The sequence below is a fragment of the Saccharopolyspora sp. ASAGF58 genome (genome assembly GCF_012277335.1).
Lineage (GTDB): Bacteria > Actinomycetota > Actinomycetes > Mycobacteriales > Pseudonocardiaceae > Saccharopolyspora > Saccharopolyspora hattusasensis.
In genome coordinates, this window is the sequence record NZ_CP040605.1 from 3,115,411 (window position 1) to 3,141,087 (window position 25,677).

The 25,677-nt window shown below is 67.5% G+C and carries 26 protein-coding genes, 2 pseudogenes and 1 riboswitch; of the genes and pseudogenes, 14 read left to right on the forward strand and 14 right to left on the reverse strand.

The window, feature by feature from the left end; all coding sequences use genetic code 11:
• Together FDZ84_RS14735 and FDZ84_RS14740 are read right to left on the reverse strand one after the other, a co-directional pair.
• A complete protein-coding gene (locus FDZ84_RS14735; protein ID WP_168586368.1) occupies positions 1-234 on the reverse strand; it encodes a DUF397 domain-containing protein in 234 nt (77 codons plus the stop codon).
• Positions 231-1,076 carry a helix-turn-helix transcriptional regulator gene (locus FDZ84_RS14740; RefSeq protein WP_168586369.1) on the reverse strand — a complete coding sequence of 282 codons (846 nt, stop codon included), beginning with the start codon at positions 1,074-1,076 and terminating at the stop codon, positions 231-233. The genes FDZ84_RS14735 and FDZ84_RS14740 overlap by 4 nt, the downstream gene beginning before the upstream one ends.
• 113 nt (positions 1,077-1,189) lie before the next feature.
• Between FDZ84_RS14740 and FDZ84_RS14745 the strand changes: the two genes are divergently transcribed.
• The 4 genes from FDZ84_RS14745 (at position 1,190) to FDZ84_RS14760 (ending at position 3,149) form a co-directional block, all read left to right on the forward strand.
• On the forward strand, positions 1,190-1,402 hold the full coding sequence (locus FDZ84_RS14745; protein ID WP_168586370.1) for a zinc finger protein: 213 nt from the start codon (positions 1,190-1,192) through the stop codon (positions 1,400-1,402).
• A gap of 105 nt (positions 1,403-1,507) precedes the next feature.
• Positions 1,508-1,795, forward strand: coding sequence for a hypothetical protein (locus FDZ84_RS14750; protein ID WP_168586371.1), 288 nt, complete (start codon positions 1,508-1,510; stop codon positions 1,793-1,795).
• Between the two features lie 186 nt (positions 1,796-1,981).
• Entirely contained in the window at positions 1,982-2,221 is a 240-nt protein-coding gene (locus FDZ84_RS14755; RefSeq protein WP_168586372.1) for a hypothetical protein, read from the forward strand.
• 241 nt (positions 2,222-2,462) lie between these two features.
• A complete protein-coding gene (locus FDZ84_RS14760) occupies positions 2,463-3,149 on the forward strand; it encodes a hypothetical protein (RefSeq protein ID WP_168586373.1) in 687 nt (228 codons plus the stop codon).
• Between the two features lie 67 nt (positions 3,150-3,216).
• Here the strand turns inward: FDZ84_RS14760 and FDZ84_RS37790 are convergent, their stop codons facing one another.
• From FDZ84_RS37790 to FDZ84_RS14775, 3 genes are read right to left on the reverse strand one after another with little or no spacing between them, the layout of a single operon-like run.
• Positions 3,217-4,449 carry a hypothetical protein gene (locus FDZ84_RS37790; RefSeq protein ID WP_210435834.1) on the reverse strand — a complete coding sequence of 411 codons (1,233 nt, stop codon included), beginning with the start codon at positions 4,447-4,449 and terminating at the stop codon, positions 3,217-3,219.
• A gap of 46 nt (positions 4,450-4,495) precedes the next feature.
• Entirely contained in the window at positions 4,496-5,074 is a 579-nt protein-coding gene (locus tag FDZ84_RS14770; protein WP_168586374.1) for a DUF3558 domain-containing protein, read from the reverse strand.
• Between the two features lie 11 nt (positions 5,075-5,085).
• Entirely contained in the window at positions 5,086-5,499 is a 414-nt protein-coding gene (locus FDZ84_RS14775; RefSeq protein WP_168586375.1) for a hypothetical protein, read from the reverse strand.
• 431 nt (positions 5,500-5,930) lie between these two features.
• Here FDZ84_RS14775 and FDZ84_RS14780 point away from each other — a divergent pair, with 431 nt between their 5' ends.
• Both FDZ84_RS14780 and FDZ84_RS14785 read left to right on the forward strand, forming a co-directional pair.
• Entirely contained in the window at positions 5,931-6,584 is a 654-nt protein-coding gene (locus FDZ84_RS14780; RefSeq protein WP_210435566.1) for a hypothetical protein, read from the forward strand.
• Positions 6,581-7,186 carry a hypothetical protein gene (locus tag FDZ84_RS14785; RefSeq protein WP_168586376.1) on the forward strand — a complete coding sequence of 202 codons (606 nt, stop codon included), beginning with the start codon at positions 6,581-6,583 and terminating at the stop codon, positions 7,184-7,186. Before FDZ84_RS14780 ends, FDZ84_RS14785 begins: the two co-directional genes overlap by 4 nt.
• Positions 7,187-7,242: 56 nt before the next feature.
• Here the strand turns inward: FDZ84_RS14785 and FDZ84_RS14790 are convergent, their stop codons facing one another.
• Positions 7,243-8,037, reverse strand: coding sequence for an ESX secretion-associated protein EspG (locus FDZ84_RS14790; RefSeq protein WP_168586377.1), 795 nt, complete (start codon positions 8,035-8,037; stop codon positions 7,243-7,245).
• A 103-nt stretch (positions 8,038-8,140) separates the two neighbouring features.
• On the reverse strand, positions 8,141-8,440 hold the full coding sequence (locus tag FDZ84_RS14795) for a DUF2530 domain-containing protein (protein ID WP_168586378.1): 300 nt from the start codon (positions 8,438-8,440) through the stop codon (positions 8,141-8,143).
• 60 nt (positions 8,441-8,500) lie between these two features.
• Between FDZ84_RS14795 and FDZ84_RS14800 the strand changes: the two are divergent.
• The 3 genes and pseudogenes from FDZ84_RS14800 (at position 8,501) to FDZ84_RS14810 (ending at position 12,046) form a co-directional block, all read left to right on the forward strand.
• Positions 8,501-9,965, forward strand: a pseudogene (locus tag FDZ84_RS14800) (NCS2 family permease).
• Positions 9,966-10,217: 252 nt separating this feature from the next.
• Positions 10,218-10,652: a MarR family winged helix-turn-helix transcriptional regulator gene (locus FDZ84_RS14805; protein ID WP_168586379.1), complete on the forward strand. Its 435-nt coding sequence runs from the start codon at positions 10,218-10,220 to the stop codon at positions 10,650-10,652.
• A gap of 32 nt (positions 10,653-10,684) precedes the next feature.
• Positions 10,685-12,046 (forward strand): MFS transporter, encoded by a 1,362-nt coding sequence (locus FDZ84_RS14810; RefSeq protein WP_168586380.1) that lies wholly within the window; start codon positions 10,685-10,687, stop codon positions 12,044-12,046.
• Positions 12,047-12,311: 265 nt separating this feature from the next.
• Here FDZ84_RS14810 and FDZ84_RS14815 read toward each other — a convergent pair whose 3' ends face one another.
• Positions 12,312-12,941 (reverse strand): superoxide dismutase, encoded by a 630-nt coding sequence (locus FDZ84_RS14815; RefSeq protein WP_168586381.1) that lies wholly within the window; start codon positions 12,939-12,941, stop codon positions 12,312-12,314.
• Between the two features lie 211 nt (positions 12,942-13,152).
• Positions 13,153-13,219, forward strand: a riboswitch (cobalamin riboswitch).
• Between the two features lie 501 nt (positions 13,220-13,720).
• On the opposite strand from FDZ84_RS14815, the gene FDZ84_RS14820 reads away from it, so the two are divergent.
• Positions 13,721-13,939 carry a hypothetical protein gene (locus FDZ84_RS14820; protein ID WP_168586382.1) on the forward strand — a complete coding sequence of 73 codons (219 nt, stop codon included), beginning with the start codon at positions 13,721-13,723 and terminating at the stop codon, positions 13,937-13,939.
• A gap of 288 nt (positions 13,940-14,227) precedes the next feature.
• Here the strand turns inward: FDZ84_RS14820 and FDZ84_RS14825 are convergent, their stop codons facing one another.
• Together FDZ84_RS14825 and FDZ84_RS14830 are read right to left on the reverse strand one after the other, a co-directional pair.
• Positions 14,228-15,724 (reverse strand): glutamate-cysteine ligase family protein, encoded by a 1,497-nt coding sequence (locus FDZ84_RS14825; protein ID WP_168590072.1) that lies wholly within the window; start codon positions 15,722-15,724, stop codon positions 14,228-14,230.
• Between the two features lie 119 nt (positions 15,725-15,843).
• Positions 15,844-16,779 carry an aldo/keto reductase gene (locus FDZ84_RS14830; protein WP_168586383.1) on the reverse strand — a complete coding sequence of 312 codons (936 nt, stop codon included), beginning with the start codon at positions 16,777-16,779 and terminating at the stop codon, positions 15,844-15,846.
• A gap of 227 nt (positions 16,780-17,006) precedes the next feature.
• Between FDZ84_RS14830 and FDZ84_RS14835 the strand changes: the two genes are divergently transcribed.
• Positions 17,007-17,810 (forward strand): RNA methyltransferase, encoded by an 804-nt coding sequence (locus FDZ84_RS14835; protein WP_168586384.1) that lies wholly within the window; start codon positions 17,007-17,009, stop codon positions 17,808-17,810.
• Positions 17,810-18,421 (forward strand): DUF2537 domain-containing protein, encoded by a 612-nt coding sequence (locus FDZ84_RS14840; protein WP_168590073.1) that lies wholly within the window; start codon positions 17,810-17,812, stop codon positions 18,419-18,421. Before FDZ84_RS14835 ends, FDZ84_RS14840 begins: the two co-directional genes overlap by 1 nt.
• A 474-nt stretch (positions 18,422-18,895) precedes the next feature.
• On the opposite strand, the gene sepH is transcribed toward FDZ84_RS14840, so the two are convergent.
• The 4 genes from sepH to FDZ84_RS14860 all read right to left on the reverse strand — a co-directional run bounded on the left by sepH (position 18,896) and on the right by FDZ84_RS14860 (position 23,690).
• A complete protein-coding gene (gene sepH, locus FDZ84_RS14845; protein WP_168586385.1) occupies positions 18,896-19,798 on the reverse strand; it encodes a septation protein SepH in 903 nt (300 codons plus the stop codon).
• Between the two features lie 266 nt (positions 19,799-20,064).
• Positions 20,065-21,207, reverse strand: a complete 1,143-nt coding sequence (gene serC, locus FDZ84_RS14850) for a phosphoserine transaminase (protein WP_168586386.1) — start codon at positions 21,205-21,207, stop codon at positions 20,065-20,067.
• A gap of 298 nt (positions 21,208-21,505) precedes the next feature.
• A complete protein-coding gene (locus FDZ84_RS14855; RefSeq protein WP_168586387.1) occupies positions 21,506-22,432 on the reverse strand; it encodes an SEC-C metal-binding domain-containing protein in 927 nt (308 codons plus the stop codon).
• 130 nt (positions 22,433-22,562) lie between these two features.
• Positions 22,563-23,690 carry a citrate synthase 2 gene (locus FDZ84_RS14860; RefSeq protein WP_168586388.1) on the reverse strand — a complete coding sequence of 376 codons (1,128 nt, stop codon included), beginning with the start codon at positions 23,688-23,690 and terminating at the stop codon, positions 22,563-22,565.
• Between the two features lie 276 nt (positions 23,691-23,966).
• On the opposite strand from FDZ84_RS14860, the pseudogene ureA reads away from it, so the two are divergent.
• Together ureA and pdxH are read left to right on the forward strand one after the other, a co-directional pair.
• Positions 23,967-24,266, forward strand: a pseudogene (gene ureA, locus FDZ84_RS14865) (urease subunit gamma); the annotation flags it as partial.
• Positions 24,267-24,687: 421 nt separating this feature from the next.
• Positions 24,688-25,341 (forward strand): pyridoxamine 5'-phosphate oxidase, encoded by a 654-nt coding sequence (gene pdxH / locus FDZ84_RS14870; protein WP_168586390.1) that lies wholly within the window; start codon positions 24,688-24,690, stop codon positions 25,339-25,341.
• The last annotated feature ends 336 nt before the right edge of the window (positions 25,342-25,677 follow it).

Genomic DNA, 25,677 nt, shown 5'->3' on the forward strand with positions numbered 1-25,677 from the left:
TCAGCAGAACCGCTCAGCCTTCACAGCGGCTAAGAACCGCCCCCAGGTCGGCTGCCCGAACACCAAGGTTCCGCCATCCCGATCCTTGGTGTCCCGAACCCCGACAACGTCGGGCCCAGCCCAAACCTCAACGCAGTCGCCTTCTTCACCGCTGTAGTTGGACTTCCGCCAACCAACCTCAACGCAGTTGCTTTCCACTCCGCTGTAGCTGGACTTTCGCCACTCAAAGATCATCTCGAATCGTGTCCTTCCAGCGCATTCGCGCAAGCCAAGATGAGGTCTGCAGAATCTGCTGGGCTCAAAGCCGCTTTCTCAACAGTAGATGCGGCTTCGAGGTAGAGGAAGGTGTCTGCGGGGTCATCGATGAAGACTCCAGCGCGGCGATGCTCCAGATGAACTATCGGTCGCTGCCGTTGGAACTCCAGGATCAGGTTGCTGCCGTTCATCCCGTGATGCTCACCTGCGGAGTAGGGGACGACCTGGACGGTGATGTGTGTCCGCTCACTCATGCGCGCAACGTGGCGAAGCTGTTCTGCCATCACAGCACCTCCGCCTACCGGGCGGTGAAGTATCGACTCATCGATGAGGGCGTGCAGCGCGACCGGCTTCGACCGGGTCAGGATGCTTTGCCTGCCGAGGCGCAGTGAAACTCGTGACTCCACTTCGCTCTCGGACAGTCCGCCGTTGCGGATGACTCCTCGCGCGTAGTCGGCCGTTTGCAGCAGCCCGGGGACGAACCCGAGTGCAACGTCCGTGATCTTGGTGGCGGCGCGTTCGAACTCGAGCAGTGAAGCTAGCTGAGACGGCAGCCCGCTGTAGCCGATCTCCCACCAGTTCGGCTGGTGCGCATCATGAGCCAGCTCCAGCAGGCGCTTTCGTTCATCACCTTTGATGCCAAGGGTTCCCAGGATGATGGCTATCTCAGTGTCGGTCGGAATCTTGTCGCCCGATTCGATCCGCCCGAACGTTGCCCTTGACCAGCCGCAGAGTTCGGCCAATTCCTCAAGTCGCAGGCCAGCGTTCTTGCGTAGATTGCGTACTTCGGCGCCGAGTCCGCGAGAACGTGCAGTTGTCATATGACCACGCTATTTCAGGCGCTGAGACAGCGCCATTACACAATTCGGTGAACAAGATTGCATGGAATGTTTTGGGACGGTCTCATTGACACAGCAACCCGGAAGGAATCCCCATGGCTGATTACTTGACCTACGTCTGGCGCCCGGTCACCGGCGGCCGCCACGCATTTCCCATCGCTACAACGAAAGCTCCGCGCGAGGAGCGAGTGAAGGCGTTCTGCGGAGCAGAAGCGAATGCAGCGGAGCTGCACGACAGGTCCGAAGTGGACTGGATCCGCGAAGACACCTGCATGCGCTGCTGGAACACCCTCACCACCCGCCTGTGACACCCCAGGGACGGGCGATTTCGCGCGAAATCGCCGTTCCCCACGCCTGGCAAGTGCCGATTTCGCGCGAAATCGACCCGCTCGCACCTCGGAAGGAACCCCACCATGTTCTGGATCCAGCTCAGCACGTTCGTCCTGTTCAACCTGCTGATCCTCGCCATGCTCACCACCCAGCTACCGGCGAGAGCCATCGCGTTCTCAACGGGCCAGCACGCCGGAGGCGGCGAAGGCGCCTACACGGTCTGGCACCTCATAGCCGACATCGAATCCGAAACCCGCGCCACCGAAGAACCCGACACCAGGCGCGAACATCCCCACATACCGCCGGGATTCCCCACCACAGACCCCGACGAGCCCGGCGAGCCGATCGGGCGGCACCACCTGCGTGCCTGAACAGCTCGTGAGTGTTCCTTCCGGTTCTTACCGGAACAGACACTCACGAGGCCTGACCTCCCCAGCCGGGCCGGTGCGGTACCTCCCCGACCTCGGCCGCACCGGCCCACCCCCGGTGACCGGGCGCGAATGTCCCCTCCCCCACGCGCCCGGTCACCGACCACCCTGCGCTTCAGGAAGAACGCGATGACACCTTCAGAAAACGAGGCGAACGCCAGCAGCGGGCGCTGGGTCGCCTTCGGCTACCAGAACCACGTGATTCCGGACGATGACTCGCGGCGTGATGGGCCAGCGCTGATCGCGGTGTGTGGCGTCATGACGGCTCCCGAGGACATCGGTGGCAGGGATCAGCGCCCTACCTGCTCCGTTTGCGCTGCAGAAGTCCGAAGTGGACGAATCGACGTCCGGCTCGTGACCTTCGAATGAAAGGCCGTTTTTCCGGAATTGAGGCCCTGCATAATGGCGTCTGGCCTGATCGCAGGCCGTCTGGGGGAGTGCTCCGCGTTCCGCGAGAGCACGTTCATGCTGACAGGAGCATGCTCAAGTGATTTACCAAGGCTGGCCAAGAAACCAGGACGGGCAACCTTGCCCACAGCCGCCGCACGCAACGCAATATCCACTCGGACCTCAGCCAACGCCACCCCGGAAGTCGCGTGTTTGGATTGCGGTGGTCGCCTCCGTGCTTGCATCTGTATTCGTAGTCGGCGTATCGGTGCTTGCGTTGTTGATCGACATAAGAAGCGGTCCGAGCCTCGATCGAGACCAGGAAACTGCGCCGCCACCAATTACCACGGCGACGACGAACGTATGCGCTTCGGTAGACCGGATGGCCTTCAGTTGTTCCGAATGGGCACGCCCTGAACCTCGATCGTTCAAGGAGGTTCTGCAGCTGGAGGGTCTCCCGCAGCAGCCGCCCGAGTCGAAATGGTTGCCGCTCTACTTGTGCTCCTACCCGCCGGACGAGCTGATGGCGCAGTTCATGGGTTCTGATTTCCGGAAGATCGTCATGAACGGTTTCATCTGCTCGTACGAAACGCCGAGTCCGGACATGCAGATCACGTTCGACGTCTACGTCGGGTCGGGGAGCTTCGACAGCTGGACCGACATCAGCCCAGAAGCGGAGGTCACAGACTTCAACGGTCGTCGTCTGATCGTCGACCACCACGTTGAGGGGGAGTACGACGCCTTCCGCAGCTGGATCATGGAGATCCCCGACGCACCGAACAAGGTACTCGTGCTGGACTACAAGCAAATGCCCGGAATCGCCCGCACCGGGTTCATTCCAGGTGATCAAACTAAAGCAGACCGGGCGATAGCTGCGCTGGGTGAGATCTACCGCAAAGCCTCCGAATAGCGGAACTGGCCGCGCACCGGACTCGGTGCGCGGCCAGCTTGCGTCGGTCGACTTCAGCGGGTGTTGGTCACTCGCCGAAGACCGGCGGGGCGACCTTGGGGAGGCCCAGGTCTTCCCAAGCCTCGTCCGTGTCGACCCAGTACTTGTCCTCGTGCTCCATGTCTTCCTCGCCCTCCTTGCCCCGGCCGCGGCCACCAGCACCGGCGCCCATGCCGCCCGCGCCACCACGACCGGCCGCGCCGGCAGCGCCACCGGCACCGCCAGCACCAGAGCCGAGCCCCCCGAGGCCGGCGCGCCCACCGGCGCCCAGACCCGCGCCACGGCCGCCGGCGCCACCGGCACCGAGCCCACGACCAGCGCCAGCTCCAGCGCCGGAGCCGCCGCCGAGGCCGGGTCCGCCGGGCACCATCCCGAACCCGGGACCGCCGGTGTTCGGACCCGAACCGAGGCCGGGGCCGGTGTTCACGGGCAAGCCGGGACCATTGGGAACAGGCGGAGAAGACCACTGCGAATTGCTCTGCGACGGAGTCGTGATGTAGTCGCCGGTGCCGCTACCGCTGCCGCTGTGACCGCTGCCACCGGTGCCGCTGACCCAGCTGCCACCACCACCGCCGCCGCCCGGAGTGCCGCCGCCACCGGGGATGCCGGAGCCGTTCGGTATCCTGCCGACCGCCGGGTTCGTACCAGTGCTATCCCCGCCCTGGTCGTACGCCATCTCCGGGGCCTTCGGGTAGAACGCGAGGTTCTGCGAGACGTTCGTGGTGCTCTGGCTGTAGTTGTCGTAGTGCTGCTTGGCTTCCTGAGCCTTCTCAGTAGCTTCGCGCTCCTGCTTCTGCAGGTCCGTCTCGCCACCGATCAGCCAAGCGCCACCCTTCTCAAGCAGGTTGTCGGTCGCAGTGACCTCCACCGGCTTGGGCATGCTGTTCTTGACGGTGAAGAAGTGCCCCACCTGCTGATCGGCTGATCTGCTAACCGACGTCGAGACGTTCTTGGCGTCCTCGATGAACTGCGACATGGGCTGCAGCGAGGCGCCGTGCTCTTCTGCGGCTTGACCGGTCCACGCCAGGTTGGCCTTCTTGTTGGCTGCGTCGAGGATCAAGTGGACCGCGTCGAACTTGCCGCCGACGCCCTTTTCCCAGGAGAGGACGGCGCCGGACAGGTCGCTCGGACCTTTACCCTCGTGGATCTGCTTGTACTTCTCCGGGTGGTTGAAGCCCACCTTCTGCATGATCTCGTCCGTGTTACCACGGTCCGATTCACGTGTGAGTAGGTAGCCACCGACGATGATCGGTAAAACCATGATCACACCCCCTTGTCAGAAACTGGTCGTGGTAATGCAGACGCGATCAGGCGCCCGGTACGTTCGTCAAGGCTTCGCTGGTGATCTTTTCTGCGAAGCCGCACGGGTCATTCATCTCCGGGGTCCCCCCAGCGTTCTTGAAGTAGTTGACTTCAAGTGACTGGTCATCGGCAACCGCGAGCTCGATTCGGCACAGTGTGCTCTGCTCGTCGACTCGTGCTCCCTGGTAGCCGCCCACCTGCGTCGGTTTGAAGCTGTCGCTCGACTCGATGAAGCTTTGGATTTCTGCGAGTCCGCCGTGCTTGGTGTTGATTGCGATCGTGGCGTTGAAGGCATCGTTTCGCCACTTGCACTGAGGCTCGCCGTACTCCTCGGAGTTGCTCCCCTCCGGGGGCTTTGCCCCGGCATCGCCGCCAAGCCGCGCGACCTGTTCCTCGGCCAACAACTTGCACGCGTCGGTGACTGCCTTGAGGTTCTTCGGATTTTCGACCTTCGGGGTAGCAGCGGTCGAAGAAGCCGATTCGGTCGTGGTCTTCGGCGGGTTGGTCGCTCCGCTTGGAGAGCATGCCGATGCTCCAAGGACGGCGAGTAGTGACGCGGCGGTCAGAGTTGCGCGGCGTAGCACGTGAGTCTTCCTTAAACCTGACGGATCGAGGCGGCTTCGTCGGTGTTCTGGTATGTGCCCTTAGCGGCCTTCAGCTGGTCGATCATTGTCTGGATGCGGCCACGGGCGTCGTTGACAGCCCAGGAAAGGCAGCCTTCGTCATCGCCTGCCATGTCGCCGAGGGCGGTCGCGAGTCTCTGGCTGATTTCGTCCGTGCCAGGGCCGTTGATGTGCCGCAGCCGTTGAGCCTGTTCCAGGATTTCATCGAGCCCGTCTCGGGCCTTCTCGTACTCCGTGATCAGCCCCGGGATCTGCTCGATGTCGACCTGGAACGACGCTGCCTTCGCAGTGCCGCCCGCGTTGATCGCGGTGTGAATCGTCGCTGACCGCACAGCCTTCTGCCCCGCCGTGACGACAGCGTTGCCGACCCCGTCGAAGAATGACACCTCTCACTACCCCCTTTGTCCCCTGACACAGGTACACGTCACGCTTAGCTTGCCAGGTCTCTGCTCATCCGTGCACGGGTGTGACGATCCTCAGTCGAGATCGGTTCCCAACTCGTTGCCGAATTGGTCCATTTGGCGGAGTGACCTTGGTCGCTACCGCGCCGCTTCGCGCCCGGGACGTTCGCCCCGGCCGATTGCGCCACCCGTCTAGCCGTGTAGCAAGACACATTTCGCAGCCCCTTGCACGGGGGTCGCGGTTCGCGGGGCAGACTGGCGCGGCACTCGGCAACCTGGGGAGGACGGTCGGATGAGCTACGGCAGGCGTGGCGCGGAGGATTGGGAGTTCGAGTACGACCCGCTGTCGGAGTTCGAGAACCCTGGGGAGCTGGACGATCCGACACCTGGTACGGATCCACCTACCGGCGCTGAGGATGGCACGGCTGGCCCTGCCGATTCAACGCGGCATGGAGGTCGTCAAGCAGAAAGTCCAGGAGTTCTGGGACAAAATCCAGCAGTGGGTCGATCAGCCCGGCGACGCACAAGAGCTGAGGAACAAGAGTGAGCAGTGGGCGAGCGCTGTCGCGAACCCGGTCGGTGACATCGCGGGCGATGTTGCCCTGCCCAATCTGGACGCGAACGTGGAGTGGACAGGCCGTGCCGCCGAAGCCTACAAAGCGATCGTTCCGGCACAAGCAGACGGGCTCACGGGCGTCAAGGACCTCGCCCTGCAAATCCGCAACTCGCTGAACAGCCTGGCGAACGCGCTCGATGCCTTCTACATGGCGATGGGAATCGCAGTTGGCGTGTTCGTGGTCGGTGCCATCGGGGCTGTTGCGGCAGCATGCACCGTAGTCGGCACGCCCGCCGCAATCGCTGCGATCGCAACGGCCGCCAGCGTCTCCATCGGCCTGATCACCACCACGATCATGTCGATGAACACCTTCCTGGATGTCATCGAGGTCGAGCAGACCGCCCTCAAGCAGAAGATCCACGATGTGGGCAAGACCTGGTCGCGCTCGGACCGCGACCTCTCCGACGGCAGCGTCAGCGACGGTGACGGCTCAGATTGGCGAGTCAACCAATGAACGCTGGCGGACCACCACCGCAGTATCACTACCGGCCCGTCCCCCCTCGTCACCACCTGTTGATGGTGCTGCCGCCACGACTCGCGCGAAAGATCCGGTTCACCTGCACCTTGATCGGATCGTTGTCGATGCCTTTGAGCATCATCATCGGAATCCTGACCGTCTGGAGCCGCTACCGGCTTCCCGCGGCTACGGTAGGAACGACGCTCTTCACCGTAGTCATGGGCGGCCTCGCCGCATTCTTCTATTTCTTCTCCTGCATCACCCTGACCACGGGCCGCTCCTTCGTGAAAGACGGGTACCTGAACGCGACCTTCGCCACCAACGCGCGCCGAGTGCTCGTCACGCTGTGGAGCGGCACTGTCGTCACGACGGGTATCTCCGTCTTTATCTTCACCGGCACCGTCAACGCATCGAAACGCTGGCCAGCCGACATGCAGCTCGACTACAGCCCGCCGGTCGTCGCCTACCTGGTGCTGCTCGTGGTGCCATGCCTGCTCTCAACCCTCAACATGATCATCGGCTGGCGGCTGCTCCGCCCAGCACGAGGGCTTCTACGCAAATACGGCCCCGGACCCGACAACCGGCCTTCACACCCCTAACTTGACGTCCCATCTGGGAGCCTGATAGCCGCTAGAAGTGAGCGTGACCTTGGTCGCTACCAGGCCGCGGCCGCTTCGCGCTGGGTCCTCGTCGTCAGCTCGCCGAGCACGCGCGTGAACGTGCTCATGTCCGCCCCCGCGAACATCCGCTGCGTTCCGCTGTTGTAGACCGCCGTGCGGCCTTGCTGCAGGTCGATGATGCGGAGCGTCTGGTCCCCGCGGTACTCCTTGCGGCGGTCGCCCCAGATCGTGACGCCGATCTCACCGAGGCCCAGGCGCGGTCCGTCCAGCAGCTGCGTCATCTTGCGGAAGCTCGCCACGTTCACGCCGCGGGCGCGCAGGCTTTGCTCGATCGCCTGCGGGTCCTCGTCGCCGCGGCGGCGCACCTCGTTCATCGCCGCGCGCATCTCCGCCAGGTCGACGCTCAGCGGCGGGCGGATCCGCGCCGGCGGGTGTGCCGGCAGCGCCGACACCAGGGCTGGGATCAGGTCGTTGGGGTGCACCGGCTCCAGGATGATCCGGTCTCCGTCGACGACCGTGCGTACCGCCGTCTTGTTCGCCTTGGACACCGCCGTCCGCAGCTCGCTTTCCTTCTTGGACGAGAACCGCAGGTCGTACTCGACCGTCGTGTGCGCGTAGATGCCCAGCAGTTCCATGACCCGGTCGTTCACGCCGCCCGGGTTGATCAGGCCGCGGTCGCGGACCCGCTGCTCGGCTGCGTCGAACTCGCGCGGTATGTCTTTGACGGTCGTCCCGTAGTTGCTGTACGACGCGATCATCGGGATTCGGGTGAGTCCGGCGCGTTCGGCCAGGATCGCGAATTCGAGTCGGTCGACGTCGAGCTTGGGCACTGGTACTGCGCTCCCGCGTTAGGTCAGAGTTGCGCGTCGGATCTGGTGACGACTGTGCAGACTAACCGGTTGCGGGGCAGTTCGGAGCAGGAATTGTGCAGGCTCAGCCGTCGAGTCCGGACAGGCCCTTCCAGGCTCCGCGGGAGCCGCGGCGCGCCGCCGAGCGCTGCCAGCGGAACACCCCGTAGCCGATGATGCCGAGCGCGCCGCCGGCCAGGCAGGTCCAGAACTGGATTTCCCAGGAGCCACCGGTCCAGTCGCGGATGCCGAACACGATCGCCCCGGCGAACCACAGCGCGGTACCGAACAGCACCACCGGGGTCGGGTCCGCCAGCCTCCGCGGCAGCGGCGGGACCGGTCGGTGGCCCGGCGCCGAGGGGGTGGGTTCGCTGTCTTTTGCCACGTCAGGCAGGCTACCCCCGGTAATGAACGCGCGCGCAGGTGCGGTGATCGGGAAGTACTGATGGTGGATCGAGACGTTTCCAAGAGGTCGCTGCTGGACAGGTATTTCGAGATCACCGACCGTGGGTCCAGCGTCGGGCGGGAAGTTCGCGGCGGCGTGGTCACCTTCGTCACGGTCGCCTACATCATCGTGCTCAACCCGCTGATCCTCGGCAGCTACTCCGCCGAGGACGCCGGCGCCAAGCGCGACGTGCTCGGCAACATCTTGCCGGTGTCGCAGGTCGCCGCGACCACGGCGCTGGTCGCGGGTGTGATGACGATCCTGTTCGGACTCGTCGCCAACTACCCGTTCGCGATCGCCGCCGGGCTCGGCATCAACACGCTGCTGGCGGTGACCATCGCGCCGCAGGTGACGTGGCCGGAGGCCATGGGCCTGGTGGTGGTGGACGGCATCATCATCCTGATCCTGGTCGCCACCGGCTTCCGGACCGCGGTGTTCAACGCGGTGCCACCCGAGCTCAAGGCCGCGATCGCGGTCGGCGTCGGCGTGTTCATTACGTTCGTCGGCCTGGTCGACTCCGGGTTCGTGCGGCGGCTGCCGGACGCGGCCAACACGACGGTGCCGGTCGGGCTGGGCATCGACGGTTCGATCGCCTCGTGGCCGACCGCGGTGTTCGTCTTCGGCCTGGTGCTGACCTCGGTGCTGGTGGCGCGCGAGGTGCGGGGCTCGATCCTGATCAGCGTGGCCGTCACCACGGTGCTGGCGATCATCGTCGAGTCGGTCTTCCACGCGGGCCCGTCGAAGGGCACCAACCCCTACGGCTGGAACCTCGGCTATCCGGCGATCCCGGGGCAGGTCGTCGGGCTGCCGGACCTGTCGCTGGTCGGCGACATCTCCTTCGGCGCGTGGACCCGGCTGCCCGCGCTGGCCGCCGCGATGCTGGTGTTCACGCTGGTGCTCGCGAACTTCTTCGACGCCATGGGCACCATGACCGGCCTCGGCAAGGAAGGCGGGCTCGCCGACAAGGACGGCAACCTGCCGGGCATCGGCAAGGCGCTGGCCGTTGAGGGCGTCGGCGCGGTCGCGGGCGGCTTGGGCTCGGCGAGCTCCAACACCGTGTTCGTGGAGTCCGCGTCCGGCATCGCGGAGGGGGCGCGGACCGGGCTGGCGAACGTGATCACCGGTCTGCTGTTCCTGGCTGCGATGTTCTTCACCCCGCTCTACCAGGTCATTCCGGTGGAGGCGGCGGCTCCGGCTGGTGGTGGTCGGGGCGATGATGCTGACCCAGATCCGGCAGATCGACCTGTCGGACTTCAGCATCGCGCTGCCCGCGTTCCTGACGATCGTGGTGATGCCGTTCACCTACTCGATCGCCAACGGCATCGGCGCGGGCTTCATCAGCTACGTGCAGCTGCAGGTGTTCACCGGCCGCGTCCGCACCGTGCACCCGCTGATGTGGGTCGTCTCGGCGGCGTTCGTGCTCTACTTCTGCTCCGGTCCGTTCAGCGCGCTCTTCGGCATCTGAGCGGCTGCTCGGCTCGGCATTCGCCCTCGTGCGCACTTTGTGGCGCTATGGCACCACAAAGTGCGCACGGGTCCTGACCAAACGGAACCCGCACCCGCTGGGTTTCGGCGGCGCTCGGATGGGCCGATCGGAGTAGTGCGTCGATTGGGTTGCGATCCAGGTCCGGGGTCGCGGGCATGGCTATTGTGGGCGGCCACTGATCTGCGTGATCAGTTTGTCCGATTCCCCGAAATAGTTTGGTAGACTAACGACGTGTCCGATATCGCGGAGCGAGAGCGCACCCTGGCGAGTCGACTGCGGCTCGCGGTCGTTCGCCTGAATCGGCGGCTGCGCGCGCAGAGCGCCGACTTGAAGATCACGCTGTCCCAGCTGTCGGCGCTGTCCTGCCTGCACAAGACCGGCGCGATGACGCCGGGCGAGCTGGCAGCGAGGGAAGGTGTCCAGCCGCCGTCGATGACCAGGGTGATCGCCGCCCTGGAAGACGCCGGGCTGGTCGCCCGTCGAGCCCACCCGACCGACGGTCGGCAGGCCATCGTGGAGCTGACCGAGGCCGGTCGGGCCCGCATAGACGAAGAGGTCTCGATCCGGGAGCGCTGGCTGGACCAGCAGCTCGTGGACCTGTCCGAAGAGGAACGCCGGGTGCTGTCCCAGGCGGTCGAGATCATCGACCGACTGGCCAGCCGATGACAGAACGTCAGTGAGAGGCGGTAAGCACGAGCGTGGTTGACCGATCCGCATCGCGCGCGGGAGCAGGCCCGAGCGAGGATCCGGGCAACCTCACATCGTCGTCCACATCGGACGAACCGGCCGCCTCCACCGACTCCGGCGGCGGCATGTTCCGCTCGCTGCGGGAGCGCAACTACCGCTACTACGCCTCCGGTCAGGTCGTGTCGCTGACCGGCACGTGGATGCAGCGCGCGGCGCAGGACTGGCTTGTGCTGGAGCTTTCCGGCGGCAGCCCCGCCGCGCTCGGCGTGGCGGTCGCCCTGCAGTTCATCCCGACGTTGCTGCTGACGCTGTGGGCCGGAGTCGTCGCGGATCGCTTTGACAAGCGGCGCATGCTCATCGGCACCCAGAGTGCGCTCGGCGCGTGCGGGCTGGCGCTGGGGCTGCTCAACGTCACCGGCCTCGTGCAACTCTGGCACGTCTTCGTGCTGTGCTTCGTGCTCGGGTGCTTCGCGGCGGTGGACGCGCCCGTGCGGCAGTCGTTCGTCGTCGAGATGGTCGGGCAAGCGCAGCTCACCAACGCCGTCGCGCTGAACTCGATGACCTTCAACCTGGCCCGCATCGTCGGCCCGGCCATCGCCGGGGTGCTGATCACCGCGATCGGCACCGGCTGGGTGTTCCTGGCCAACGGGTTGAGCTCGGTCGCCGTGGTCGCCGGGCTGGCGCTGATGGATCAGGCGGCGCTGCACCGGGTCAAGCCGCCGCCGAAGCAACGCGGCCAACTGCGCGCCGGGCTGCGCTACGTGCGCGGGCGTCCGGATCTGATCGTGGTGATGGTGCTGGTGTTCTGCCTCGGCACCTTCGGCATGAACTTCGAGAGCACGTTCGCGGTGATCGCGCGCAACACCTTCGAGCGGGACGCCGACGGTTACGGCCTGCTGATCACCATGCTCGCGATCGGGACGTTGACCGGGGCGGCGCTGGCGGCCCGCCGAAGTGGGCGCGGAGTGCCGCGGCTGCGGCTGATGCTGCTGGGCGCCGCGGTTTTCGGCGTGCTGGAGGCGGCGGCGTCGCTGATGCCGACCTACGAGCTGTTCGCGGTGGCGCTGATCCCGGTCGGGGTCGCCGTCATGACGTTCACCACCAGCGCGAACTCGACCGTCCAGCTGGCCGTGGAGCCGACCATGCGCGGCCGGGTCATGGGCCTGTACATGCTGCTGTTCCTGGGTGGAAAACCGCTGGGTGGGCTGGCTTCCGGGTGGATCGCCGAGGTGCTCGGGCCGCGCTGGCCGATCCTGCTGGGCGGGCTGGCGTCGTTGGCCGCCGCGCTCGGCGGGGTCGCGGTGCTGGCATGGCGTCAGCGCGGTGCTGGTTCGGTGGGCGGAGGAGTTGCCCGATCGCGGAGGTTAGGCTAACCTAAATCTCGTCCGCTTCGTGGTGGGAGCGGTAGTCAGTTCGGGAACGGATCGGGCCCCGGCCTCCTTCGGGAGACCGGGGCCCGATCGTTTGCGGGGCCGGAAAGGACTTCGGGGCCCTCCCGGAGGAAGGCCCCGAAGCGTCGGCAGCGGGCTTGTCGGAGCACTCACCGCCGAGTCCTGGGCTCGTGAACGCTTGGGCTGCTAGCCCAAAACACTCACGACTTCTGACCGGCGAGAACCGTCGGCGCGGTGGTTCTGCCCGTCAGGCGTTGGGGAGGCGGAGGCCGTTGTAGCCGGCGCAGGCGTCGGCGAAGCGCGCGGCGACCTCGTCCCAGTCGACCACGTTCCACAGGTGCTTGACGTAGTCGGCCTTCGCGTTGCGGTACTGCAGGTAGTACGCGTGCTCCCAGATGTCGAAAACCAGCAGCGGAGTCGTGGCGATCGACAGGTTCGAGTGGTGGTCCCGCAGCTGCTGCGTGATCAACCGCCGGCCCACCGGGTCCCAGGCCAGCACGCCCCAGCCGTTGCCGTGGATCGTGGTCGACACCGCCTCCATCTGAGCGCGGAACTTGTCGAAGGAACCGAAGTCCTCGTCGATGGCCGCCGCCAGCTCGCCGGTCGGCTTGTCCCCGCCGCCCGGCGAGAGGATCTTCCACCACACCAGGTGCAGCGAGTGCCCCGCCAGGTTGAACGCCAGCGTGGTCTCCAGACCCACGATGGAGGAGAAATCGCCCTTCTCCCGCGCCTCGGCGATCTTCTCCACCGTGTCGTTGGTGCCCTTGACGTACGCCGCGTGGTGCTTGCTGTGGTGCAACTCGTTGATCTCGCCGGCGATCGCCGGCTCCAACGCCGCGTAGTCGTAGTCCAACTCCGGCAACACGTACTGCGCCATTGAGCATCTCCCTTCGCTATCGACAGTTTCTAGCTACTGCCACGTTATGGCAACTAGTCCGCATGGAGGTGTTGATCTCACCTGTCGGACGAGTTGCGCCAACAGCCCCGGTGATCTGCGAAAACCCTGCGGCGTGGGGGAATTTGCCTGGTTGACCCGGTCGGCCCGGTTCGAGGGGGCGGGCAGCATCCTCGGCAGACCCCGCGAGCGGGAGAAGCCGGTCGAAGCCCGGCGCTGACCCGCAACGGTAGGCCGCGCACCGCGCGGCGAGCCCGATCGCCCGTTCGCGAGGGATGACTCCAACGACCGCCGTGGCCTGCGGTCGGGATTTGGGGCTCGCAGCCTCCCGTGCGGTCCCGGTCTTCCCGCATTCCTGCAGGCCGGCTAGACCCTGGAACGCACGATGCGCCGCTTGCTCGTCGCGCAGATCGGGCGCGTCACGGGGAGCGGCGATTTCGCGCGAAATCGCCACCCGGCACGCGTGGGCAATGGCGATTTCGCGCGAAATCGCCACCCGCGACGGCCCGACCGGCTCCTGCTCGCCCTCGTCCTCGTCACGCTCTCCATCACTGGCTGCACCGCCGCCGAACCGCAGAGTGACGGGTTGCGAATCGAGAACTGCGGTCGCACAGAGACGTTCCCGGAGCCGCAGAAGCGCGTGGTGAGCCCCAACCAGCACGCCACCGAGATCCTGTTGGCGCTGGGCTTGGGCGATCGGCTGGTCGGCACCGCCTACCCGGACGGCCACGCGCCGCCACCGTCGGTGGCCGCCACCGTCGGTGGCCGCCGCCTACGCCCAGGCGCCGCTGCTCGCCGACCAGTACCCGTCCTACGAGCGCATCCTCGAAGCCGAGCCCGACCTGGTCGTCGGCGGCTACGCCAGCGCCTTCGACGACACGACCGGCGGGACCGGAAAACGCTGGAGGTCAGCGGGATTAGAACGCTGCTGCTCTCGGAGTCCTGCGCCGCGGGCCCGTCCGGGATGGACACGCTGCTGACCGACATCGCGATGTTCGGCGAGGTGCTGGGCCTGCCGGAGAACGCTCGGCGGTCGCGGCCTACATCGAAGGCCGGGTACGCGCGGTCAAGCAGCGACTGGCGGGCACGGCGCCGGTGGATCTCACCAGCCACAACGACCGCCCGGTCCTCGAGGTCGACGGACCCCTCTGATGGCCCTGATCCCGCAATTTCAATGGAAATCGGAGATCCGATTTCCATTGAAATTGCGGGGTACCAGGTGGGAGCTGCGATCTGGACGTTGGGGGGATCGCCCGATTCCGGGGAAATCACCCCACCGGCCAGGCGTGGACCGGGTCTCCGTTGTCGGCGAGGTCGATGTAGCGGCGCAGCATGCCGGCCAGGGCGCCGTGCCGGTCCGCGCCGCGGTCTTCCAGCAGCGCAACGGTTTCCCGCTGCCAGGTCGAACCGTTGCGCTTCGCCAGGCAGCGCTTCTCGATCACGCCCAGGTAGCGCTCGCACGCGGCGTCCGACACCCCGCACGCCCGCAGGCCGTCGTGCGCCATCGGCAGCAGGCGTCGCAACACGAGCTCATCCGGCTTTACCCAGCCGATGCTCGGCCAGTAGAGGTGCGCGTCGAAGCCGTGCCGCGCCCCGGCGTAGAAGTTCTCCTCCGCTGCCGCGAACGACATCTGCGTCCACAATGGACGATCTTGTTCGGTGAGCGCCCGCTGGGCGCCGTAGAAGAACGCGGCGTTGGCGACGATGTCCACCACCGACGGCCCCGACGGCAGCACGCGGTTCTCCACCCGCAGGTGCGGAACCCCACCCACCAGGTCGTAAACCGGCCGGTTCCAGCGCCAGATGGTGCCGTTGTGCAGCCGCAGCTCGGCCAGCGTCGGCGCCCGGCCGGCTTCCAGCGCGGCCACCGGGTCCTCTTCCTCCGGCTCCGGCAGCAACGCCGGGAAGTAGCGGACGTTCTCCTCGAACAGGTCGAAGATCGACGTGATCCAACGCTCCCCGAACCACACCCGCGGCCGCACGCCCTGGTTCTTCAACTCCACCGGACGCGTGTCGGTGGCCTGCAGGAACAGCGGGATCCGCGTCTCGTGCCACAACGCCTTGCCCAGCAGGAACGGGGAATTCGCGCCGATGGCCACCTGCACCCCGGCCAGGCACTGCGCGGCGTTCCAGTGCGCCGCGAAGTCCTCCGGCGCCACCTGCAGGTGCAGCTGGACGGAGGTGCACGCCGACTCCGGCAGGATCGAGTCCGCGTAGGAGCGCAGCTTCTCGGACTGCGCCTCGTCGAGCGGCACGCCCTCCATGTCCAGCAGCATTTCTTCGCCGCGTGCCAGGAAGATCTGCTCATTGAGCAGCGAGTACCGCGGGTTGCGCGACAGCCAGTTCGGGTCGAAGTGCGCGCTGCGCAGCGTCGGCAGCGTGCCGATCATGACGATCTTCGCCCCGGCGTCGTGCGCCCCGCTGTCCGCGCGCAGCAGCGCGGCGCGCATCCGGGCCTCCAGCTCCAGGGCGCTGTCCCCGGCCAGCACCTGGGGCTCGACGTTGAGCTCGATGTTCTGCTGGCCGAGCTCGGTGGTGAACACCGGCTCGCTGATCTTCTCCAGCACCACCGCGTTGGACATGGACGGCTCCATCTGGTCGTCCACCAGGCACAGCTCCATCTCCAGCCCCATCTGCTGGTGAGGGAAGGAGAAATTGCCTTCGGCGAGCATCCGGGCCAGGGCGTCCAGGCCGCGCTGCATCTTGCTCCGATACCGCTGCCGGTCCACTGGCTTGAAGGGTTGATCGTCCACGTGCCTTCCCATGCCGTCTCCCCGCTTGATCGGCAGCACGTCAGCGCGCAGCGCTGGGGAAACCACCGTGACACATCGGTACCCGGGGGACCAGCGGCCAAAACGGTGTCACCGGAAGGTCCGCAGAATGATCAACGGGAGGCGTCCGCAAGCCGCTCCAGCTCGGCGGAAGTGAGCGTGAGTTGGGCCGCCGGGAGCAGATCCGCTAGCTGTTCGGTGTTGCGGGCGCTGGCGATCGGCGCAGTAACGCTGCGTTGTCCCAACAGCCACGCCAGTGCGACCGAAGGGATAGGCACGTTACGGAGTGTCGCGATTTCGTCCAATCCAGCGAGTACTTTCACGCCGCGCTCGTCCAAGTAGGTGCGGGCACCCTCGGCCCGCGGGCTCTCCGAGCTGTCGCCGCCCGGCCGGTACTTGCCCGTCAGGAATCCCTTGGCCAGCGCGTAGTACGGCAGCACCGCCAGATTCTCGCGAACGCAGAGTTCGGCGAGTTCGCCCTCGAAGTGGCCGCGCTGCACCAGGTTGTAGTGCGGCTGTAAGGCGTCGAAGCGGGCAAGGCCCTCGCGGCGCGAGATCTCCAGCGCCTCGGCCAGACGTGGTGCGGTGTAGTTCGACGCCGCGATGTAGCGGACCTTGCCGTCCCGCACCAGTTCGTCGAACGCGCCCAGCGTCTCGGCCAGCGGCGTGGCCTGGTCGTCGCTGTGCGCGTAGTACAGGTCGATGTGATCGACTCCCAGGCGTCGCAACGAATCTTCGGCCGCGGCCTTGATGTTCGCCGCCGACAGGCCGGGGCGGTCCTGCCACCTGCCGACCTTGGTGGCGATCACGATGTCGTCGCGGTTGCCCCGGGCGCGCAGCCACTCGCCGATCAGCGTTTCCGACTCGCCGCCCGAATTGCCCGGAGCGAAAGAGGAATAGCTGTCGGCGGTGTCTATGAAGTTGCCGCCCGCGGCGGAGTAGCGGTCCAGGACGTCGAAGGTCTCGTCGCGGTCGGCCGTCCAGCCGAACACGTTGCCACCGAGGCAAATGGGGAAGACGTCGAGTTCAGTGTTGCCGAGTCGAGCCATGTCGCGAACCTACTCCTCCTGTGGTCGGCCGATCCGGTGGCGGACGGCACAGTCGTCGATCTTCGCACGTTTTGCCCGGAATCCCAGGCGAATCCGGATCAGGTCAACGGACACACCGGCATCTCCGACACCGCCGATCCCACTGACCGAGAACGACAACGCGGTTCACCCGCAACGCGCCAGCCGGGGCGGCCAGCCCGATTGGCGGCGGGTGCGAGAATGCGCGCGTGGCGCACATTGTGGAGGTCAGCGATGCCGACGACCCGAGGGTCGACGACTTCCGCGATCTGTCCCGCGCGGACCGCCGCCCGGATCGCCCGGGCGGGCGCGGGCTGGTGATCGCCGAAGGCGTCGTGGTGGTCGAGCGACTGCTCGCCTCGCCGTACCCGGTGCGGGCGCTATTCGGGGTGCGCCGCCGGATCGAGGAACTGGCCGAGGCCACCGCCGCCCTCGACGTGCCCGCCTACGTCACCGATGCCGACGTGATGGCGAGCGTGGTCGGCTTCCACCTGAATCGCGGCGTGCTGGCGGTCGCCGACCGAGCCCCGGTCATCGAGCCGGCGGAGCTCATCGGCCGGTCCCGCCGCCTGGCGGTGCTGGAAGGCATCGGCGACCACGAGAACCTCGGCGCGCTGTTCCGCAACGCCGCCGCGCTCGGCATCGACGGCGTGCTGCTCGGCGCGGGATGTTCGGACCCGCTGTACCGGCGCAGCGTCCGGGTGTCGATGGGGCACGTGCTCCGGGTCCCGTTCGCCCACCTCACCTCCTGGCCAGAAGACCTCAAGCTGTTGCACGACAACGGCTTCCGGATCGCCGCGCTCACCCCCCGAGCGGATTCGAAATCCCTTCGCGACGCGGAGCTGGACCGGGGTTCAGTGGCGGTGCTGCTTGGCTCGGAAGGCCCGGGGCTCACCGACGAGGCCATCGAGGCCGCGGACGTCGCGGTCCGGATCCCGATGGTCAGCGGGGTGGATTCGCTCAACGTCGCCACCGCCGCGGCGATCACCTTCCACGCGATGAGCGGAGCGTGATGGACGCCCGGGAATCCGGCTGGGAGCTGCACGCACGATCCGGTCGCGCGGTGCTGGTACGCGGCGTCGGTCGCGAGGTCGACCCGGCCCGGCTGAGGCTGCCGGGTGCGCTTGTCGCTGCGCTGCACGAGTGGGCGCATGTGGTGGAGGCCGTGCAGGCCGAGGAAACCGCGGACAACGACGCGGAGCTGGTGTCGCAGCGCGGTCGCCAGTTGGCGATGCGGCTCGCGGCGGAGACCGGCGGGCAGATCGGCTACGTCGACCCGCTCAGCGGCGAACTGGACCGCATCGGCCGGCCGCGCTCGGCGCACGCGATACCTGGACGACGTGGCGGAACGCTCGCCCCGGTGCCGCCAACGCCGTGGGGTCCGGGCCTGGTGATCAGCGCGATCATCGGAGCGATCGTGGCGGTGACCCTGGTGGTGGTGACGCAGGGGCTGGCGGACGTGAGCGGAATCCTCGCGGCGGTGGTCAACCTCGCGGTCGCGGCCGGGTTCACGCCGTCGATCTGGCTGGGCCGATACGTTCCGGTCTGGCGCTGGGTGGCCTACGGAACGGCGGCGGGCATAGTCGCCGCCTGGATAGCGCTGATCCTCAGCCTCCTCGGCTGACACCGGACCGCGGCCGACCACGCAATTTCAATGAGCGTTTTCCAATCTCTTCTTGCGTTCTGGTGCGGGTAGCGGAACCTCAGCGGTCTTCTCGGCTGTGGGATCCCGGGACTTGTGTATGACCGACCAGTACGCGGCGCCGGGCTGTCCTCGCGAGAAGACCGCTGAGAACCCGCGGCGATGCAGGCTGCGAAGGTGGGCCAAGGCGGCTACGCCGCTTGCGGCCGCCCCGGACCGTGGGCTTCAGGCGTCGCGGCTGCGGATCGACCAGGATGACAAAGGTTCAGATGAAAAAGGCTCAATGGAAATCCGAACTCTGATTCCATTGAATCGGGGGAGTTGTCCACATCTGTCGGCGTGTTTTGGTCCGACACGCCGACAGAGTGCAATTTCCATCGAAATCGAAGTGACCGTGGACACGCCAACGGGGCCGGGTGAGCTTGGTGCTCGCCCGGCCCCGTTGGGTTTCTGTCGTCAGCGGTGGGACCGGACGCCGAGCAGGACGTCCTCCCACGACGGCACGATCGGATGACTCTTGCGCCCGCGCCGCGGCTCCGCCTTGCGCTGCGCGTCGTCCTCCGCCGCCTCGGCGGTCGCGCCTTCGGCGCTTTCCTCCGCCACCGGCTCTTCCGCCAGCTCCGTCGGCGGGCCGGTGTCCAGATCGAGGCTCGGAGCCTCCGGCCGCGCCGCGGCCACCGGCTCCTCCGCCCGCTCCTGCACCGGCTGTGCCTGCTGGTCGAGCTGCAGCGCTTCGCGCGCCAGCTCGGTGACCGGCCGGACAGTCCGCAGTGGGCGGTTCGGGGATGGGTCGAGCAGGTCGGCGGCGTGATCGTCGAGCGCGGCGACGGTGCCGCCGTGCGCGCCCGGGTGGAAGACCCAGTGCGCGCGGTTTTCCGAGCGCCCGGCCTGCCAGGTCAGCTGCACGACCCACTTGCCGTCTTCGCCGCGCCAGGAGCCCCAGTTGGCTTCGGAGTACTCGTGGCCGCGCATCCCGAAGGTGTGCGCGACGACCTCGCCGAGCGTCTGGACGTCCGGGCCGTCTTCGCGGACCGGGTGCGCGCGCTGCGCCATCTCGGCGATCTGGGCGCGTTCGAGCAGCACGGGGTAGGCGTAGCGCTCGACCCGGTGTTCCGGGATGCCGGACGCCTCCGCGATCTGCGCCACGGACGCGCCGGAGCGGATGCGGGACTGGATCTCCCGGGGCCGCATCTGGGCTTCCATCTCGATCTGGACCTGGCCGAGCCTGGTGAGGTCGCCGCGGGCTGCGGCACGCAGTCGTTCGTCGGCGGGCACGGTGAAGCGCTCGCCGTTCTCCGGGTCCTCGCAGATGACGGATTCACCGTCCTCGTCGAGCCCGACCACTCGCAGCGCTCGCATACGCCAGCCTCCCGCCGACCTACATGTCACCAAGCTGTGACAGTAACCCGGCGCGCCGCCTTGACGCGGGAGGCACGCCGGGCACGTCGTATCCGCATTGGTCGCTCTCTCCGGCCTCGATCTTGCCGGAAAGGTGGTGCTTGAGCGAACGGGTAAAATCACTCATTTTCGGTGAATGTCACCAATAGTGGCCAACTGTTCACTTAGTGGAGTGGCGTTCGGGCAAAAGCCGCCGAGATCGGCCTCGATCCCGGCGGCTATGCGTGTCAGGAGAGCTGCGAAACCACCCAATCGATGGACTTCGTCAGTGCGGTGACGTCGTCCGGGGCGATCGCCGGGAACATGCCGACCCGCAGCTGGTTGCGGCCCAGTTTGCGGTACGGCTCGGTGTCCACGATCCCGTTGGCGCGCAACGCCTTCGCGACCGCCGCAGCGTCGACGGAGTCGGCGAAGTCGACCGTGCCGACCACCTGGGAGCGCTTCGCCGGGTCGGCGACGAACGGGGTGGCGAACTCCGACGCCTCGGCCCAGGAGTACAGCCGCTGGGACGACTCGCGGGTGCGCTGCACGCACCAGTCCAGCCCGCCCTGGCCGTTCATCCACTCGATCTGGTCGGCGAGCAGGAACAGGGTGGCGACCGCCGGGGTGTTGTAGGTCTGGTCCTTGCGGGAGTTGTCCAGCGCGGTGGGCAGCGACAAGAACTCCGGCATCCAGCGGTCGGACGCGCCGATCTCGCCGATCCGCTCGATCGCGGCCGGGCTCATCGCGGCCAGCCACAGCCCGCCGTCGGCGGCGAAGCACTTCTGCGGCGCGAAGTAGTAGACGTCGATGTCGGCCGCGTCGAAGGGCAGCCCGCCCGCGCCCGAGGTGGCGTCGATCGCGATCAGCGCGTTCTCCGAGCCCTCCGGGCGGCTCGGCGCGAGCATCACGCCGGTGGAGGTTTCGTTGTGCGCCCAGCCGATCAGGTCGACGGACGGGTCCGACACCGGCTCCGGCGCGTCGCCCGGCTCGGCGGCGACCACCACCGGGTCGGCCAGGAACGGCGCTGTCTTGGCGGCCTTGGCGAACTTCGAGGAGAACTCGCCGTAGGTGAGGTGCAGCGACCGCTCGCGGACCAGGCCGAACGTCGCGGCGTCCCAGAACGCCGTGGTGCCGCCGACACCCAGCACGACCTCGTAGCCGTCGGGCAGCGAGAACAGCTCCTGCAGTCCTTCCCGGACCCGCCCGACCAGGGACTTCACCGGCTTCTGCCGGTGCGAGGTGCCCATCAGCGCGGCGCCCGCGTCGGCCAGGTGGGCGAGCTGCTCGTCGCGCACCTTGGACGGACCGCAGCCGAACCGGCCGTCGGCGGGCTTGAGTTCCTCGGGCAGCTTCAGGGTCGTCGGATCAATGGTCTCGGCCTGCGTCATGCCGGCGCCTCCGGGCGTTGTTGTGGTGACAGTGCAGGTGGCGGGGCGTGCCTCCCGCGCGCCAGTGGCCTGATGACCGGCGCCTTTGCCGGCTCGGCTCAAGTGTTGCAGCAGGGTTTCCGAGGGGTGACCCCGGTGCTGCGAACAGCCGCACCGCAACTTACTGCGGACCATCGCAGTTGGCCAACATCCCGCCGGGCAACATCACCTGATCTTGGTCGGCCCTGCGGCGGCGGTCGGCCCGGCGGTCGGCCCGGCGGTCGGCCCTGCGGCGGCGGTCGGCCCCGCGGCGCGTGGCTCAGGCGAAGCCGGGGGCTCCGCAGCACTTCTTGTACTTGCGGTCGGAGCCGCACCAGCAGGCGTCGTTGCGGCCCGGCGGCCAGGCGCTCGCCAGTCCGCGACGGGCGGTTTCGGCGGCGAACTCCTCGCGGGCGGACCGCTCGCCAGGGGCTATTCCGCAGGACGCGGCGAAGTCCACCAGCGCCCCGATCGAGCCGATGACCACGGCAGGTGCCGGGTGCTGCCGCAGGGCCCGCTGGACCTCCCGGCGGTGCTCCAGGTGTGTGGTGCCCGGGTACCAGGTCGGGCGTCCTCGTTGGAGCTCGGCGAATTCCTCCGGCGGCCAGTAGAGGACCGCGAGCCGTTCGGTCTCGTCGTGCCGCCGGATCTCGCGGATCTGCTCGCCGATCTGGCGGCCGTGGTCGGTCAGGCGGTCGAGGAGGTCGTCGAACCCGTCCTTCGGCAGGCCCAGCTCGCGGCGCAGGAGGCTGCGCTGGCGCAGCAGCTCGGAACCGGCATCGCCCTTCTCCAGTTCGACGTCCAGGCTCGGGATGAACCGGTTGACGCCGACGTTGAGCCAGCGCAGAGCCTCCTGGGGTGCGTCGACGAGCTGGTAAGCGATCGACGCCGTCGCGTAGGCCCACTCGCAGTTCGAGCCCTCGCGGAGCAGCTGCGCGAAGCGTTCCTCGGCCTCCGCGCGCCGCCCGTGGGTCAGCAGGAACTTCGCGTACGCGGCGGCGCCGTTGAGCACGTTGTTGTCGTCGTCGACCTCGGCCGCGGCGCGTAGGGCCCGTTCTTCGCGCTCGTGCTCGCCCGCGAAATGCCAGTAATCCGCCGCTTCGACGAGGTCGTTGCACTGCTCGCCGCTGGTCTCCGCGTCGGCCTCCAGCGCTTCGGCGTACTCGACGTGCAACCGCCGCTGCGCATCGGTGGATGTGACCGTCACCACTCCACGCTACCGCTGCTGGGAGGTTCTTCGGGGGAGCGGTTCGGGGCGAACGGTCCGTCCGCGTCGGTAGACGGCGCGAACGGTCCGTCCGCTTCACCTCCGCCATCGGAGACGGAGCACGCCGCGATCACACCGGGGCGATCAGCTGGTTGATGGAGTCCCATCCCGGGACGTCCTGCGGGGAGCGCGGGTTCGGGCCGACGTACTGCGCCGACGGGCGCACCAGGCGGCCGGTGCGCTGCTGCTCCAGGATGTGCGCCGACCAGCCCGCGAGCCGGGCGCAGGTGAACATCGCCGGCATCATCGCCGTCGGGACCTGGGCGAAGTCGAGCACCACCGCGGCCCAGAACTCCACGTTGGTCTCGATCTGCCGGTCCGGTCGGCGCTCCCGCAGGACCGCCAGCGCGGCCTGCTCCAGCTCCCGGGCCACCTCGAAGCGCGGCGCGCGGAGCTGGTCGCAGGTGTTGCGCAGCACCCTGGCCCGCGGGTCCTCGGCGCGGTAGACGCGGTGGCCAAAGCCCATCAGCCGCCCGCCGCGGTCCAGGATCGACGTCACCACTGCGCGCGCGTTGCCGGTGCGCTCGGCTTCCTCGATCATCGGCAGCACCCGGGCCGGGGCGCCGCCGTGCAGCGGGCCGGACATCGCGCCGACCGCCCCGGACAGACAGGCGGCGACGTCGGCGCCGGTTGAGGCGATGACCCGGGCGGTGAACGTGGAGGCGTTCAGCCCGTGCTCGGCCGCCGATACCCAGTAGGCGTCGAGCGCCTGCACGTGTTCGGGGTCCGGTTCGCCGCGCCACCGGACCAGGAACTGCTCGGTGGCCGTCGCGGCTTCTGCGATACGGGCGTGCGGAACCGGCGGCTGGTCGCCGCGCGCGGACTGCGCCACGAACGACAACCCGAGCGCACTGGAACGCGCCAGCTGCGCACGGGCCTGTTGCTCGTCGATGTCCAGCAGCGGCGGAAAACCGGCGGTCGGCGCGATCATCGCCAGTGCGGCTTGGACGTCTGCCCGCACGTCGCCGGTGCGGACCGGCAGGACTGCGTCATCGGCAGCCGGCAGGCCGTCGCCGAAGCGACCGTCCACCAGCAGCGCCCAGACGTCGCCGAAGGACACCGTGCCCACCAGGTCCTCGATGTCCACGCCGCGGTAGCGCAGCGCTCCGCCGTCGCGGTCGGGTTCGGCGATCTCGGTCTGGAAGGCGACCACGCCCTCCAGACCAGGGCGGAATTCGGACTGGCCCGCGTTGCTCATGGCTGCCTCGTCTCCTCGGTGTTCGGTGCCGCGCGTGCGCGGCTCGGGGGACGTGGCGGGGCGTCGTGAACACAGTGCACCCGCCCGCGAGGTGAAAGCAATCGGATTCACCTGGTGAAAACTCCGGAATGAGCTAGATCACACGATCCGGAAATAATTTAGTTAGCGGCGCAAAATTTTGGGAAATAGGTTGTCCTGGTTCAATTGTCTATCCGCTGGTAAAGCTGCAGTACAGCGCCGGGTGTTGCCGGTGCGCGTGGGTTAAATAGATACCCTCCTCAAGGGCGCGACAAGTTGCTCGTCTACGTTGCGGCCCGCCTAGCGTGCGAGTGGCTGGACCGCGGACTGAAGCCGAACTACCCCGAGGCGGTGTCCGTGATCGCCGACCACGTCGCGGAGGGTGCTCGGGACGGCCGGACCGCCGTGGAGCTGATGCAGAGCGGCCGCCAGGTGCTGCGCGCCGACCAGGCGCTCGACGGAGTGCCCGAGGTGATCCACGACGTGCAGGTCGAGGCGGGGCGAGGCGACCTTCCTGGGCGCACGAAACTGGTCACGGTGCACGACCCGGTCACCTGATGCGGCGGCCCGGCCGGTCACTGATCTCGAATCGACATGCGCGAGGAGTTGCCCACCGCGCTAGCCGAGAACGCCGTGGCCGCCGAGCGCCCGGCTCGCAGCGGCGATCCGGTCACCCTGCGAAGGATCTAGAGGTTCACACCTGATGAATGCCACGGAGCGGGCAACGGCACCCGCGGCACACGGCGCGTAGACCTTGCTGCGCGCCGTGCGTCCGAACGGGTGTGGGAACGATCACTGCATCGGTTGCGGAATCGATCGTGTAGCACCACTGATTCGGCGTCCGTTCGGATCCCGTTTACCGTCGTAGGCGTGGTTGGCGCCACCAATCGTGTCGCGTCGGCCCTTCAACCCGTACCGTCCGGCGAACAGCCGGAGAAGTCGAGTCGTGCCGCTGCCGGGCGAGTCAGGGAGGAAAAGCATGTCGGAGGCAAACGTCGCGTTGCCGTCCATGCGGGTGTCCTACGAGGCCGGGGCGCTGGAAGAGTCGTCGCTCGCCGCCACCTGGCATGAGCAGCTCCAGCTGTGGTTCGACGAAGCGGTGCAGGCCGACCTCATCGAGCCGAACGCGATGGTGCTGGCCACGGCCAACCCCGACGGCATCCCGTCCTCGCGCACCGTGCTCTGCAAGGGCTTCGACCAGCGCGGCGTGGTGTTCTTCACCAACTACACCTCGGCGAAGAGCCACGACCTCAAGGCCACCCAGGTGGCCGCCGCGACCTTCCCGTGGCTGGGCCTGCAGCGCCAGGTCAACGTGCGCGGCACGGTGGAGAAGGTGTCGTCCGCCGAGACCGCCGAGTACTGGGCGGAGCGCCCGCGCGGCTCCCAGTTGGGTGCCTGGGCGTCACCGCAGTCGCAGGTGGTCGCCGGCCGCGATGCGCTGCAGTCGTCGCTGAGCGGCATCCAGCGACGCTTCGCCGACGCCGAGAAGGTGCCGGTGCCGCCGCACTGGGGCGGCTGGCGGATCCGCCCGGATTACGTGGAGTTCTGGCAGGGCCGCGCGGACCGCCTGCACGACCGCCTGCGCTTCCGCCGCTCCAACGACCTCTGGACTGTCGAACGCCTCGCCCCCTGAGCTGGACCCCGGAGCTGGACCCTGAGCTGGGGCCCCCTGAGCTGGACCCCTGAGCTGGACCCCGGAGCTGGGCCCCCGGAGCTGGTCACCCGGGCGGTGCGCAATTCTCGCGAGGAAATGCGCACCACCCGGGTCTAAAAGACAGCGGCGCGAAGCGTCACCTCGGGGGTGGCGGCCAGGCGAGGGGCTGGCGTGATTTCTCGGGAAATCGCGCCCTGCATCGGCTAGGCCGGTGTTTTCGCAAGTGGTCGAGGCCGTGTTGGTCCCGGCCAGTTTTGGGCGGGTTTTGTCCGGTTCGGCGGAAACCCGTTAGACATCGGTCACACGGGCCCGGAA

What these genes read in the sequence shown, in the direction of transcription:
- FDZ84_RS14735 (WP_168586368.1), bottom strand. Translation starts at nt 234, where the DNA reads ATGATCTTTGAGTGGCGAAAGTCCAGCTACAGCGGAGTGGAAAGCAAC.
- FDZ84_RS14740 (WP_168586369.1), bottom strand. Translation starts at nt 1,076, where the DNA reads ATGACAACTGCACGTTCTCGCGGACTCGGCGCCGAAGTACGCAATCTA.
- FDZ84_RS14745 (WP_168586370.1), top strand. Translation starts at nt 1,190, where the DNA reads ATGGCTGATTACTTGACCTACGTCTGGCGCCCGGTCACCGGCGGCCGC.
- FDZ84_RS14750 (WP_168586371.1), top strand. Translation starts at nt 1,508, where the DNA reads ATGTTCTGGATCCAGCTCAGCACGTTCGTCCTGTTCAACCTGCTGATC.
- FDZ84_RS14755 (WP_168586372.1), top strand. Translation starts at nt 1,982, where the DNA reads ATGACACCTTCAGAAAACGAGGCGAACGCCAGCAGCGGGCGCTGGGTC.
- FDZ84_RS37790 (WP_210435834.1), bottom strand. Translation starts at nt 4,449, where the DNA reads ATGGTTTTACCGATCATCGTCGGTGGCTACCTACTCACACGTGAATCG.
- FDZ84_RS14780 (WP_210435566.1), top strand. Translation starts at nt 5,931, where the DNA reads ATGGCACGGCTGGCCCTGCCGATTCAACGCGGCATGGAGGTCGTCAAG.
- FDZ84_RS14785 (WP_168586376.1), top strand. Translation starts at nt 6,581, where the DNA reads ATGAACGCTGGCGGACCACCACCGCAGTATCACTACCGGCCCGTCCCC.
- FDZ84_RS14815 (WP_168586381.1), bottom strand. Translation starts at nt 12,941, where the DNA reads ATGGCGCAGTACGTGTTGCCGGAGTTGGACTACGACTACGCGGCGTTG.
- FDZ84_RS14825 (WP_168590072.1), bottom strand. Translation starts at nt 15,724, where the DNA reads ATGGGAAGGCACGTGGACGATCAACCCTTCAAGCCAGTGGACCGGCAG.
- FDZ84_RS14830 (WP_168586383.1), bottom strand. Translation starts at nt 16,779, where the DNA reads ATGGCTCGACTCGGCAACACTGAACTCGACGTCTTCCCCATTTGCCTC.
- FDZ84_RS14840 (WP_168590073.1), top strand. Translation starts at nt 17,810, where the DNA reads ATGGACGCCCGGGAATCCGGCTGGGAGCTGCACGCACGATCCGGTCGC.
- sepH (WP_168586385.1), bottom strand. Translation starts at nt 19,798, where the DNA reads ATGCGAGCGCTGCGAGTGGTCGGGCTCGACGAGGACGGTGAATCCGTC.
- serC (WP_168586386.1), bottom strand. Translation starts at nt 21,207, where the DNA reads ATGACGCAGGCCGAGACCATTGATCCGACGACCCTGAAGCTGCCCGAG.
- FDZ84_RS14860 (WP_168586388.1), bottom strand. Translation starts at nt 23,690, where the DNA reads ATGAGCAACGCGGGCCAGTCCGAATTCCGCCCTGGTCTGGAGGGCGTG.
- pdxH (WP_168586390.1), top strand. Translation starts at nt 24,688, where the DNA reads ATGTCGGAGGCAAACGTCGCGTTGCCGTCCATGCGGGTGTCCTACGAG.